The sequence below is a fragment of the Fibrobacter sp. UWH6 genome, assembly GCF_900142465.1.
Taxonomy (GTDB): Bacteria; Fibrobacterota; Fibrobacteria; order Fibrobacterales; family Fibrobacteraceae; genus Fibrobacter.
This window is the reverse complement of the sequence record NZ_FRAX01000016.1, coordinates 88,537-101,438: the sequence shown is the minus strand read 5'-3', so window position 1 is coordinate 101,438 and position 12,902 is coordinate 88,537. Positions and strand designations below refer to the sequence as shown.

At 50.2% G+C, this 12,902-nt stretch carries 13 protein-coding genes; 9 read left to right on the top strand and 4 right to left on the bottom strand.

Features of this window, described 5'->3' with window-relative positions; genetic code table 11:
• Window positions 1–96 precede the first annotated feature (96 nt).
• The 3 genes from BUB73_RS13105 (at window position 97) to BUB73_RS13095 (ending at window position 1,842) form a co-directional block, all read left to right on the top strand.
• Window positions 97–324, top strand: a complete 228-nt coding sequence (locus BUB73_RS13105; RefSeq protein ID WP_073286488.1) for a DUF4258 domain-containing protein — start codon at window positions 97–99, stop codon at window positions 322–324.
• A gap of 7 nt (window positions 325–331) precedes the next feature.
• On the top strand, window positions 332–601 hold the full coding sequence (locus BUB73_RS13100; protein ID WP_101478955.1) for a CopG family antitoxin: 270 nt from the start codon (window positions 332–334) through the stop codon (window positions 599–601).
• Between the two features lie 257 nt (window positions 602–858).
• Window positions 859–1,842, top strand: a complete 984-nt coding sequence (locus tag BUB73_RS13095; protein ID WP_073286485.1) for a diaminopimelate dehydrogenase — start codon at window positions 859–861, stop codon at window positions 1,840–1,842.
• Between the two features lie 152 nt (window positions 1,843–1,994).
• On the opposite strand, the gene BUB73_RS13090 is transcribed toward BUB73_RS13095, so the two are convergent.
• The 3 genes from BUB73_RS13090 to BUB73_RS13080 all read right to left on the bottom strand — a co-directional run bounded on the left by BUB73_RS13090 (window position 1,995) and on the right by BUB73_RS13080 (window position 4,738).
• A complete protein-coding gene (locus tag BUB73_RS13090; protein WP_139259221.1) occupies window positions 1,995–3,140 on the bottom strand; it encodes a histidine phosphatase family protein in 1,146 nt (381 codons plus the stop codon).
• A gap of 95 nt (window positions 3,141–3,235) precedes the next feature.
• Window positions 3,236–3,643: an acyl-CoA thioesterase gene (locus BUB73_RS13085; protein WP_073160431.1), complete on the bottom strand. Its 408-nt coding sequence runs from the start codon at window positions 3,641–3,643 to the stop codon at window positions 3,236–3,238.
• 30 nt (window positions 3,644–3,673) lie between these two features.
• Window positions 3,674–4,738, bottom strand: coding sequence for a BamA/TamA family outer membrane protein (locus BUB73_RS13080; RefSeq protein ID WP_073286505.1), 1,065 nt, complete (start codon window positions 4,736–4,738; stop codon window positions 3,674–3,676).
• A 77-nt stretch (window positions 4,739–4,815) separates the two neighbouring features.
• Between BUB73_RS13080 and BUB73_RS13075 the strand changes: the two genes are divergently transcribed.
• From BUB73_RS13075 to BUB73_RS13050, 6 genes are all read left to right on the top strand, one after another.
• Window positions 4,816–5,865: an ABC transporter permease gene (locus BUB73_RS13075; RefSeq protein WP_254795030.1), complete on the top strand. Its 1,050-nt coding sequence runs from the start codon at window positions 4,816–4,818 to the stop codon at window positions 5,863–5,865.
• A 9-nt stretch (window positions 5,866–5,874) separates the two neighbouring features.
• Entirely contained in the window at window positions 5,875–6,657 is a 783-nt protein-coding gene (locus BUB73_RS13070) for an ABC transporter ATP-binding protein (protein WP_073160435.1), read from the top strand.
• 13 nt (window positions 6,658–6,670) lie between these two features.
• Window positions 6,671–7,618, top strand: coding sequence for an MlaD family protein (locus BUB73_RS13065; protein WP_073160437.1), 948 nt, complete (start codon window positions 6,671–6,673; stop codon window positions 7,616–7,618).
• Window positions 7,619–7,672: 54 nt separating this feature from the next.
• On the top strand, window positions 7,673–8,272 hold the full coding sequence (locus BUB73_RS13060; RefSeq protein WP_073236587.1) for an ABC-type transport auxiliary lipoprotein family protein: 600 nt from the start codon (window positions 7,673–7,675) through the stop codon (window positions 8,270–8,272).
• Window positions 8,273–8,283: 11 nt separating this feature from the next.
• A complete protein-coding gene (locus BUB73_RS13055) occupies window positions 8,284–9,324 on the top strand; it encodes a DHH family phosphoesterase (protein ID WP_073286477.1) in 1,041 nt (346 codons plus the stop codon).
• A 99-nt stretch (window positions 9,325–9,423) separates the two neighbouring features.
• Window positions 9,424–11,151: a toxin-antitoxin system YwqK family antitoxin gene (locus tag BUB73_RS13050; protein WP_073286474.1), complete on the top strand. Its 1,728-nt coding sequence runs from the start codon at window positions 9,424–9,426 to the stop codon at window positions 11,149–11,151.
• A 183-nt stretch (window positions 11,152–11,334) separates the two neighbouring features.
• On the opposite strand, the gene dnaA is transcribed toward BUB73_RS13050, so the two are convergent.
• Complete coding sequence (gene dnaA, locus BUB73_RS13045; RefSeq protein ID WP_073236598.1) at window positions 11,335–12,663, bottom strand: chromosomal replication initiator protein DnaA; 1,329 nt, start codon at window positions 12,661–12,663, stop codon at window positions 11,335–11,337.
• Window positions 12,664–12,902: the final 239 nt, after the last annotated feature.

Below are 12,902 nucleotides of genomic sequence, written 5' to 3'. Positions count from 1 at the left end.
TGAACAATAGACCAAGAAAAAGGCTTGACTACCTAACACCAAATGAGTATCTTTTGAAAAAGTTCAACATTATGCGTTAGCGATTAGAAATCGCCCATGAATATAAAATTCAGTGAACATGCAAAACAACGAATGCATGAACGAGGCATAACCGAAGAACAGATAATTCATTTCTTTGTGACGAATGAAGGCCTGCTAGGATTGAAATTGAGTGACAAAGATGAATCGATTCTTTTGGCGGATGCCTTGATTGACGGAAAGAAGTATCGCCTTGTTTATAATGCAGTAGAGGATATTCTTGTAACGGTATTCCCGTTGAAGTAGAGGTTTTATGAAGAAAAGTAAATCGAAAAAAAGTGCTTTGGATTTTGAGAAGGAATACGAAACTTTTGGGGATAATGCGGGAACGAAACTGGACTGCGGTTCTGTTGCAGAAGCTTGTGCCGAAATCAAGAAACGCATGATTTCCATGCGAGTGGAAACGGTCGTCATTGAAAAATTGAAGGTGAAGGCCAATAGGGTAGGGATCCCATATCAGACCCTGGCGGCAAGTGTCCTGAAACGCTACGCGGAAGGTAATTTGGATATCGAACCCGCTTGATGACTGCAGGTGTGGCGGGATCTCGGTGAAAACTGGAAATAACCCCAAAAATGACTAAAATACTGCTTTACGAAAAATGTAAAACGAAAAGTGCAAAAATGTCTATTTTTACATAAAATGTAAAGAAAGTGGTCAAAAATGGTGTTTTCTATCCAAAAATTGACAAAAAACTTGTGGTTTTGTTTTTCACTCTTTGTTATTTTTCAAGCGCAAAAATTAAAATAAACGATAAAAAAGCCTCTCTATAAGGACTTATTATGGCAAAAATCGCTATTCTCGGTTATGGTAACTTGGGCCGCGGCATCGAATGCGCTGTCAAGAAGACCAAGGACATGGAACTTGTTGCTGTGTTCACTCGTCGTGATCCGGCTACTGTCAAGATTCAGACCCCGAACATTCCCGTTCTCAACGTTTCTGAAATCGAAAAGTGGGCCGACAAGATCGACATGCTGGTGATCTGCGGCGGTAGCGCTACCGACCTTCCCAAGATGACTCCGGAAATGGCTGCAAAGTTCAACGTGATCGATACTTTCGACACCCATGCAAACATCCCCACTCACTTCGCCAACGTTGACGCCGCTGCTAAGGCTGCTGGCAAGATTGCCATGATCTCCGTGGGTTGGGATCCGGGTATGTTCTCCCTGAACCGCGTCTATGCAAACGCAATCCTCCCTGATGGCAAGGACTACACCTTCTGGGGCAAGGGCGTTTCTCAGGGTCACTCCGACGCTGTTCGCCGCATCAAGGGCGTGAAGAACGCCAAGCAGTACACCTGCCCGGTTCCCGAAGCTCTGGATGCTGTCCGCAGCGGTTCTATGCCTGAACTGACCACCCGTCAGAAGCATACCCGCCTTTGCTACGTGGTTCTTGAAGAAGGTGCTGATGCAGCCTACGTCGAAAACGAAATCAAGACCATGAAGAACTACTTCGATGAATACGACACCACCGTCAACTTCATCAGCGAAGAAGAATTCAACAAGAATCACAGCGGTCTCGCTCACGGTGGTTTCGTGATCCGTACTGGCAAGACTGGCATGAACAACGAACACACCCACGTGATCGAATACAGCCTGAAACTGGACTCCAATCCGGAATTCACCACTGCAGCTGTTATCGCATTTGCTCGCGCAGCTCTCCGCATGAAGGCTGAAGGCAAGACCGGTTGCTTCACTGTTCTCGATGTTCCTCCTGCATACTTGAGCGAACAGAGCGGCGAAGAACTCCGCGCTCACTTGCTGTAGTTCGAAAAACGCTCGGCACCTCCTTTAATGACCGCACGGGTCTAGCGACCCCAATAGGTCATGCTGACGGAGGTCAGCATCTGATTTTGCGAAAAAGACCTGGGTTTTAGCCCGGGTCTTTTTGCTTATGCATTTGCATATGGTGTTCGCTTTTATTTTTCCGGGAAGACTCTTAGGTAGGGATCTTCCATGGCGGTAACCGGGATGGTGATTGCCTGGTCGTTTTCGTCTACGATAATGGCAACGCCGGTAAGGTAGTTGATCCAGTAGTCGTAACGGCTTTCTTCATTTTCGTGTTTGTGGAATCGCAGGTCGATGGTATTTCGTTCGCAAACCGAAATGATGAACGGAATCAGGAACTGGTCATGGGAAATGGCGATGGTGATGTCGGGCATCTTGCTGTAGGTGAAGTTGTCCTTGATGAATTCCTGGATGCGGTCGTCTACGTCGTAGAATCCGGCCTGACATTCTCTTGAGACGTCCTCCTCGTAAGCGAAGTAGGAATAGGCGGACCAGCTCCAGCTATGCTGATTCTTGCAGGCGTTAGCCTGGGATTCATCCTTGATGAAATAGCTGTCCAGCAGGTCGGTTCTCTGTTCGTGATCGTCTGCGGAGGTGGCGGTAAAGGGGATGGAACTTTCTGAAAATTCCTGGCCTTTTCCTTCTGCGATTTTCAGCACGGTTTCCATAGTCCGGTAGACCTTGGTATGCATAAAGTAAATGGGGCCAAGGGGTGCCAGTCTTTCGCCCAGTGTAACGGATTGTTCACGGCCGTTATCGTTTAGACGTCCCTCCGTACCCGTGCTGCTCTTATTGCGCTCGGCATGCCTTATGACGTAGGCCACCTTCTCGTTTTCCATGACGCAGTTTACCACATCGGTCAACTGGTGGAATTGGTCCCTTGTGGCGCGGATGTTTTCGCATTCCGTGCTCATCTGTTTGCTTGAACTAGATGGGATTACCACGATAGGTTCGTTAAACTGGTATGAACTAGAGGAACTTTCTGGGGCAGGTTCGTCGAATAGGAAATAGCTGGAAGAGGATGGTTCTTGTTCGGGCTGATAAGGCTCGCTATATTGGGAAGAACTGGATACCTGCGCGCTGGAAGGTAAACTTTGCAGGAAGTCTTTGAAAAAAGGCTTTTGTGACGAGTCTGTCTGGTTGACTTCTAGGGAATCCTCGGTGAGGGAATCGTCTGAGACGATATTCGGATTGTAATACGAAAGTTCGTCGTCACAGGCGGCGAGTAAAAGGCATACGGCAAAAACCGATGCTATATAACAAGCATTTTTTTTCATTCAAGAACCCTTTGCTAACACCGTTCATAAAATTAGTATGAGTTCTTGGAAAAAGTTTTAGTTTTCCTGAAAATTTATAGATAAAATGGGGGCGTTTAGCCGTTCGGGAATAAAAGTTTCACCTGTTCCGGCAAATCGGGGGTGGGTTTGCCGTTTTTCAGGAAGCAATGTTCCGAAGTTCCTGTGGCGCACAGCTTGCCCTCTACGCTCAGCTTGTAGGTGAACTTGAAGTGGTATTTGCCCTTGCGTTCCAGGGTGGTGTCGATATCCACGGTCTCGCCGAAGTGGGTGGAGTTGCGGTACCTGACTGTCAGTTCCAAAACCGGGCAGGCGTACCCTTGTGCTTCAATTTCAACATAGCTGGAACCTAGGGACTTGAAAAATTCCAGTCGGGCCTGTTCAAACCAGATTGGGTAAACGGCGTGGTGTACGATGCCCATCTGATCGGTTTCGGAATAGCGGACTTCTATGTGGCTAGTGTGTTTGTGACTGCAAAGTTCCATAATCTTTTTTACCTGTCAGATTGCCTGCGTTTAAAAGGCCTGGCGTACGTTAAAAGAAATTCCCAGGTGGTCGAAGTCTACCCATGAAAAGTCGGCTCGGGCGAATAATCCTTCGCTTAGGTTCAGCCCCAGCAGTGCGCCTGCGCCCAGGGACTTGTGCCATTTGTTCCGCCAAAGGTCGCTGAAGTAATCGCCTGCCTTACCGCTTTCAAAAAATAGGTGGGCTCCCACGCGGTAGGCGAAGTACTTGCGAATTTCGGACTGGGAAATAATGGCCTGGTTGCCGTTGAAGTAACGGCTTTCTACTCCGCGGAATCGCTTGACCCCGTCGGGGCCGGCCAGCATGTCGAAGGGAACGTCTCCGTTGGTGCGCTGCCAGAGTAATCCCTGGGCGAAGGTGGCTCCCCAGAGTAACTTGGTGTAACCGCGCAAATCAATGGATTCAACATCAAAGGTGTAGTCTCCCAGCTTGTCGCTGTAGAATTGCTGCTTCCATTGGGCCAGGAATCCGTGCTTTGTCCAGTTGATGTTGTATCGGGAGTCGTAGCTGATGGTGTAGCCTATGCCGTTGCGCCATCCAGAATGGGTGTCTGGTAATTCTAGACCGCTTTGGTTTTCGTTGAAGTCAATTTGAGAGTCTTCAAAATGGAATACAACGCCGTACTTGATTCCCCTGGGCATGCCGATGGAAGATTCCCAGGTGGATTCTAGATAAAATAGTTCTCGGTCGTAGTTGGTGAATATGTCGATGTCGGGGTTGTTCCCTGCGCCGAAATAGCTGGCGAACCAGTCCTGATAACGTAAGATGGTCCAGACGCTGATTTTGTCGTGGAACAGGTAGAAGATGGGCTCGATGTTGACCTGGATCTGGTCGCGGGTGGTGCGGAACATCGTAAGTCCGATTTCGTGAACCTTGTCGCCCCCTTCATTGGGTCTTAGAAACAGAAGGAACATGGCACCATACTGTAGTTTCGTTTCTTCGGTGTAGCCCAGTACCGGTACCAATGAAAATCGCTGGAAGTCGTCTTGCACATCCTGGGCGTGGGCCAGGGAGAACATACAGAATATGGCGAAAATCTTTGTGACAAATTTCATTGCGCCCAAATATAGAATGTATGCCAAGAGGTTGAAAATTTTTTTTCTACATTTGACCTCCGTAGATGCAGACAGAAATGAAATTACCGCAAAATTTGACGGCGGCAAACAGCAAGGAATTGCTGCGCTCGTGTAGAAGGGCGCTCCGACAGGGAGCTCTTCGTCTTGATGGTTCTGAAATGACCTTCATGGACTATAGCGGTGATGCCTTTTTTGCCCTGCTGGCCGAGGTTTCTGCCAAGACTGGAAACCGTCTGGAGCTGCTCCATTTTAACGATGACATTAAGCAGCATCTGTCTGACCTGCGTAAGTTTACCATTCCCGAAAAAGACCGTCGCGAAACTACGAATGTTTTCGAGGCCTTGGGTGGAGTGGGTTTTGACTTCATCAAGGAAGTGGTGCAGGTGTTCATCTTGTTGAACATGTGCATTTACTGGACCTTCCTGGGACCTTTCGACAAGGGCAAGCTTCGTTTTGGCGGCGTGGCCAAGCAGATGTTCCGCTTGGGTAGCGAGGCTACCGGAATCTGCTTCTTGATGGTGGCGCTGGTCTGCTTGACCATGGCCTTGCAGAGTTCCGTGATGCTCAATACCATCGGTGCCGGTTCTTATTTGGCCTCGGGTCTTGGATTCCTGATTTTTGCTGAAATTGGTCCGCTGTTGACCACCATCATTCTTGCAGGCCGTTCTGGTTCCTCGATTGCGGCTGAAATTGCCAACATGTCTGTTTGCGAAGAAGTGAAGGCTATCAAGACCATGGCTATTTCACCGGTGCAGTATCTGGTGGTTCCGAGATTTTTGGCCATGAGCGTTTGCACTCCTATCTTGAATTTCTGCGCTTCCATTTTCGGATGTTTCGCCGGCTTCCTGATTGGCTATTTCTGCTGCGACATTACCTTTACCAACTACCTCCAGGGGATCCGCGAAGGGATCGACCCCATGGTGTTTGCGAAGAGCTCCATTAAGGCTCTTGCTTTTGGTTGGCTTGTTACTCTTATTTCCTGTAATAAAGGTTTGAATGCCAAGGGCGGCGCCGAAGCCGTCGGCCTAGCGACAACCTCTAGCGTGGTGACTTCCATTGCCAGCATTGTTATTGCAGATACACTTTTTGCCTTCATTTTCTACTAGGGAGCAGTTATGGACGAAATTCTCAAAGTGGATCATCTGAAGGCGGGGTACGGTGGACGTACTATCCTCCACGACATTACCTTCGGTGTGCGCAAGGGCGAAATCCGTATGATTCTCGGTAGTTCGGGATGCGGTAAGTCTACCTTGTTAAATAACATCCTTAAGCTGTACAAGGCCCAGAGCGGAACCATTACCTATTTCGGTAAGACCTTCGGGGCCCAGGATGGGCTGGATGCCGAAACCCGTATGCGTACCGGCGTGCTGTTCCAGAGTGGCGCTCTGCTTTCGGACTTGACTGTAGCCGAAAACGCCATGCTTCCCCTGAAACGCAGCATGCCCTATATGCCCAAGAGCCAGATGGAAGCCATCGTTGCCGACCGTCTGGAAAAGGTTCATTTGCTGCATGCCTTCCATAGGTATCCCTCGGAACTTTCTGGCGGTATGAAGAAGCGTGCTGCCCTGGCCCGCGCCATTGCACTTAAGCCGGAACTTCTGTTCTGCGATGAACCGTCTACGGGTCTCGATCCGGTAACCGCACACTCTCTCGATGAACTTCTGCTGGAACTGCGGGACACCTTGGGCGTATCCATGGTAATCGTGAGCCACGAACTGGAAAGCATCAAGATCGTATGTGACCGTTTTGTGTATTTGAAGGAAGGCTACGTCCATTTTGACGGCACCTTGCAGCAGGGCCTGGATTCCGAAGATCCAATTCTTAAGACATTCTTTAGCCGTAAGAGTTCAAAGGAACCGAAATCCGATGACACTTACCACTTTAATTTTATTGACTGAGTCGGAGCATTAGATGGAAACCACTCGTTCTGAAAGAATCAAACTTGGCGTATTCATGTTCATATGCCTGGCGCTGATTATCGCCTTTTTGGGTTATGTGCTGAATCGCTTCATTAGCGCCGAATACGACAACTACTACACCGTGTTCAAGGGATCGGTCATCGGTCTTTATAACGAAGCCAAGGTCAAACTGAACGGTATCGACGTGGGTAACGTCACCGGAATCCAGATCGATTCCTCTAGCCTGGATCAGGTGGTGGTGAGCTTCAAGGTGAAGCATGGAACTCCCATTAAGCCGGGTACCCGTGCCGGCATGACCAACGGTCTTTCCCTCACTGGCGAAAAGCACATCGTTCTTTCGGGTGGTCACTTTAGCGAACCTAATTTGCAGGAAGGCGGTTTTGTTCCTGCAGAAGCTTCTTCTTTCGATAAGTTTGCGGACCAGGCTGGCGGCATGGTTGAAAAGGTCGACACCTTGCTCTCCAACTTTAGCAGCGTCTTTACTGCAGAGAATGCCGAGAACATCCGCATCACTCTGAAGAACATGGCCAACATGTCTGCGAACTTGAACCGCACCACTCGCGAAATGGCAAAGCCCATCGAAAGCGTGACCAAGACTGCTGAATCCATGCAGGCTGCCGCCGAGTCCATGAAGTCTGTCATGGCCAGCGTCGAAGAAGCAAAGATCGCGGCCAAGGCTGGCGAGAACTTGGATCTGCTCAAGGAAAAGCTTGATGCCATCGATACCAAGAGCATGAACGACAATCTTGCCCAGGCCATGGAGTCCATCAACAAGCTGGCCCAGCGTCTGGATGCGATGGTCTACAACAACCAGGATCAGGTGGGCGACGTGCTGACGGAACTGAACACCGTGCTTGAAAATCTGGATGAATTTAGCCAGAAGATCAAGAATAATCCCTCTGCCCTTATCCGTTCCGAAAACAAGAGCCGTAGACAATAAATTTTTATGATGACTGTGGGTAAGGCCTGCAGACTGTAAAAGGAAGGTTTGAAAATGAAGTTTGTTAAAGTCCTGACCGCCGTATTGGTAAGCCTCGTGGCCGGCATGATGACCGCTTGCATTGGCGGTGGTTCCAGCGAACCAACCCGCTATTACATGGTGGATGTAGAAAACATTGGCACTGTAGGTGCTGGCAATGCTTCCAAGACCGTTCAGGTCCGCAAGTTTACCATTGACCCGGCATACCAGCGCAGCAACATCGTATACCGCGAATCCGCCTACACCTTCATGTTCTATGATTTGGACCTGTGGGCCTCTCGCCCCGACCAGATGCTGAACAAGACTGCTGTAAAGTACATCGACCAGAGCGGCCTCTTTGCCAAGGGTTCAAAAACCGCCAAGCCCGACTACGAAATTCTGGGCAACATCGATGCTATCGAAGAAGTGGATGAAGGCTCCAGCCGTTACGCCCATTTGGATATGACCTTGACCTTCCGCAAGACCGAAGGCGCTCCGCTCTTTGAAAAGGAATACAACGAACGACTGACCATGGACGGTTCCGAGCCCCAGCATGTGGCCCAGTCCATTTCTAAACTTTATGGCCAGTTCATGGAAGACTTCTTGAAGAACGTTTCCCAGAACATGGGCGAATAAGCGGGCGCAAAATGGGGAACCTGTACCGCGATGCCTTAAAGGCGCTGGACTGGGGCGAGGGAGCGGTTGTCATTGGACACAAGTCTCCCGATGGTGACTCTGTGATGTCAGCCTTGGCTTATGCCAAGCTGATGCAGTCTCTGGGATATAAGGCCGAGGCCAAGATGGCCGGAAAGCCGAACAACGAAACTTTGTTTGTGGCTAAGGTTCTGGGAATTGAACTGCCCGAAAATTTGCCTAGCGTTTCGTCTTGTTCGTTAGCGGATAGAAACTGCGGACCTGCTCGTCTAATTCTCGTGGATCACAGCGATTACGCCCAGGCCGTAGACGGGGCCCGCGATGCAAGAATCCTCCAGGTGCTGGATCATCACGGTATCGGAAACATTTCGGAATCCAAACTGCTTTATGCCAAGTATATGCCTGTGGGTTCTACCTGCAGTATCGTGTATACAAGCTACAGGGAACTTGATGTCGAAATTACGTCTGAGGTGGCGAAGATTCTTTTTGCGGGACTTCTGTCGGATACGTTAAACCTGAAGAAGGTGACCGTGACTGATGTAGACCGTGCCATCTACGAAGACCTGCTGGAAATGCTGGCCCGCGACTGGAATCTGGATAAGGATTGTGCCCGCCAGAAGGCGTCTGAAATTTTTGACGGAATGGTGGAGGCTGCCCACGACTTTAGTTCCATGACCGACGAGGACATCTTTAATTCCGATGCCAAGGATTACGTGATGGGAACCGCCAAGTTCCGCCTGGGTAGCCTGGATTGGCGTGACGTTTCAACCATCGATGAATTTGCGGATCGGCTGTTGGCGGTAATGCCTAACGTAGCCAAGGCTTCGGGATGCAATATGGTTTTCTGCCGTGTGGGTTTTGAAGAAAAGACCTACATGCTTTATGGCGGTGTAGATAGTTCGTCTGCCCGGTTTGCCAAGGCCACTGCAGAACGTGCCTTCGGAAAATCTAAGCGGGAAGGCATTGTTTATTGCGAACGTCGCCTGAGTCGCAAGCTTGATGTTGTGCCGATGCTTGCCAAGGCCCTGTCCTAAAGGCAGAGAATCCCCTTCGCTTGCAAAAAATTAGCTGTTTTACCCCCTTGTAAACAAATTTTACAGTACAAATTCGCTATATAAATCTAAATTCGGGGCATGAAATTCGGATTTTATCGTTCCTTGTTAGTTTTCGGTGCTGTTTTTGGTCTTTCTCAGGCCTTCGCTGCTCCCGATGCCACCCATATTGAATATTTTGACTGCTGGATGGAAAAGGGTAGCGCCCTTGTTCCCGCTGAAAAGGCCCGTTTGAAGGCTACAGACGATTCCGGCATCTGTGGTTGCTTCAAAGTTCGCGAAAATGGCGGCTTTGGCTGGCGCGGTAACGATGATCCCAAACAGATTCTCAAGGTCTACGACCTTCCCAAGCCGCACGTCATGAAGTGCGACGACGGATCCTGCCTCAAGGGCAAGGCTCTTGAACAGTGCATGGATAACGTGCGTCAGACCGCTTTTGCCCTGTCTGAATTCGTCGATGGTCATCCTCTGGCCGGTGCCGTGCCTCTGGTCTTTGATGAAGGCTGGGATATGACTCCCTTTGGCGAATACTTCAACCAGCGCAAGGAACGTGCCCGCGAAATTACCTGCTTCCTGAACGTGCATGGTCGCCCCGATCTCCCTAATAGCGCCGACTGGAACAACTCCGGCATCTTCCACATGAAGGGCCTGCCCAAGAAGTTGCTTCCCGAAACTATCGCTCGCTTTAACGACTTTAGTGATGCCCGCTGCCTCGATGGAAACGAACTGACCGGCTTTGCCTACAACGGCTATAAGGAAAATGTTCGCCACGTAGACGACAAGGGCATACTGCAGGGTGAAGAAATCGGTTACATGAACGACCCCAACTATCCTTCTAAGCAAGGTGATGAATGGGGACAGGTGGCATGGACCGCTAACTATAAAAATGGTATGAAGGAAGGTACGGCTGTCTTCTATAAGTCCAGCGTCATGGACAAGGCCGAAAAGCCTTACTACTTCAAGCACCTTGAAGTCCCCTACAAGCAGGGCTATGTTGACGGTACTGTCCGTATGCTCAGCGACAAGGGCTTTGTCATGGCTGAAGTCTCCACCAAGCGTGGCGGTCTCCACGGCCGTACAACCGTGTTCAACCCCTTCAAGAAGAAGAACCTGGCCATTACCTACAATGCCAACAACCTGGATGGCTTTGTGGACTTTGGTGACTTCGGCGGTGTCTTCAAGGATGGTTTGCCCAACGGCATGATTACTTTCTGGTCTGTGAAGGATACCTGCTATGAATGGCTTCCCGGTTCCTCTGTGTGCTATACAGAACGTCTCAAGAAAAAGCAGTGGGGCGCCTACAACATGGGTATGCCCAAGGGCACCATGGAATGCTGGAATGGCAAGAAGGGCAAGGTTGATATGGACTGCCCCGACCCGATCCAGGATTCTCTGAGCCGCGACCCGCGTCAGATCGCTATCCGCGCTCTGGAACAGGTTGAAAAGGCCAAGAAGGAAGCCAAGAAGGCTCACGATGCTCTGGCCATTGCCGAAGAAGCCGTGGCTATCCGCAAGCAGGATGCTGCCATCGCCGATTCCAATGTAATCAAGGCAGAACGTGCCGCTGTTGTGGCCGATAGTCTGGCAAAGATTTCTGAAGCTGCCGCCAAGAAGGCCGCCGAAGAAAAGGCCAAGGCCGAGGCTGATTCTGCAAAGGCTGCCGGTGTGAATGCCGCCGCCGAAGCTGCTGCTGCTCCTGCTGCTGAAGATCCGAAGGCTGCCAAGAATGTCAAGGGCAAGAAGGGCAAGGCCGCTAAGGAATCTAAGGCTGCACCCAAGGCCGCCAAGGGCAAGAAAGCCAAGAAGTAATCTCTCTCTGTCTTGGACGACGACGTGCCTGCGCGCCGGTGCCATGCCTGCTAAAAGTTTAAAAAGCGAGGTTCAGCCTCGCTTTTTTCGTCTGCAAATTCGTCTGCAAAATTCGTCTGCAAAATTCGTCTGCAAAAAAAATGCGAGGATTTTTTCCTCGCGTTTTACAAGTCTTGAAAAGACCTAGTCGTGAATGGAATTTTTCAGATTCTCGATCATTCTTGCGAAGCTGGGATCTGTTTCCATTTCCTTCTTGATGCTCTTGATGGCATGAACCACGGTAGAGTGGTCCTTGCCGCCGAAGCGGGAACCGATGCTCTGGAGGCTGATGGGGGAGCATTCGCGCATCAGGAACATGGCGACCTGACGAGCCTTGGAAATTTCCTTGGTTCCGCGGCCGGATTCGATAAGCTTGGATTCGGGAACTTCGTACTGGTTAGAAACGGCACGGAGAACGGCGTCCAGGCTGACGCGACGGCGGGGGTTAGGTGCGAATTCGGTAGCCACCTTCTGAGCGATATTCATATCGATGTCGTGGCTCATGAGGCTAGACTGCAAAGTCAGCTTGATAATGGCACTTTCCAATGCACGGACGTTGCTGGCGATATGTTCTGCCAGGTAATGCAGAACTTCGTCGCTGATTTCCAGGTGGCGTTCTTCGGCCTTCTTGTGGAGAATGGCTTCGCGAGTGTCGACGTCAGGGGGCTGGATGTCCACGGTAAGGCCCCAGGCGAAACGGCTGACCAGACGGTCGGACAGGTTCTTGACTTCGGTTGCGGGAGCGTCAGAAGAAAGAACAATCTGCTTGCCGCCCTGATGCAGGGCATTGAAAATGGAGAAAAATTCGTTCTGAAGTTCGTATTTGCCGGACCAGTTCTGGATATCGTCGATCAGGAGGATATCCACTTCGTTGCGGTAGAAGTCGCTCATTTCGGTGATGCGCTGGTCGCGGAGGCACTTCATGTACTGCTGGGAGAAGTCTTCGGAAGTCAGGTAGCGGACTCGCTTTGTGGGGTCTTCTTCCAGGATGTAGTTACCGATAGACTGGAGCAGATGGGTCTTGCCCAGGCCGGAGGGGCCGTAAATGAAAAGCGGATTGTACTGGGTGCCGTCGGGGTTGCGGGCTACAGACAGGGCGGCGTTGAATGCCAGCTGGGCCTTGTCGCCAGGCACGAAGTTTTCAAAACGGAAACTGCTAGATAGGGGGATGCTAGACTTGAAAATGCTGTTGCTTTCGTCACGGACGGCGGTTACGGTAGGCTGGGGAGCCGCTTCCTGATTCTGGAATTCAAATTCCATGGGAGTTTCGTCGTGGCTGACTTCCTTCCAGGCGACGCCGATCAGTGCCTTGTAGGCGGCATAGACTGCAACATCAAGACCGTGGGGAACCGAAATGACAGCGTGACCGATGGTCTGGTTGACCAACTTGGTCTGAGCAAAATATGTCTTGAAGACTGTGTCCGAAAGCATCCCATGGAGATAGCTCAAACATCTTTCCCATTCGACTGTCATGATCTTCCTCTTCCTCGATAAGCAGCAACGCTTAATACAAATCTATCAACAATTGGCTTATAAATGTAGTAAAAATTGGATGGACTGTTGATAAGTTTGCTAAAAAATGGGAAAATTTTTATAAAAAATTGGGCTATAACTGTTTGATATTCAATAAGTTAGGCTATCGGGCCGGTGGGGGAGCCGGCTTTTTGGGGCGCTTGGCGCCGGCTTCAAGGGGTGCCCCTATGCGGAATTTT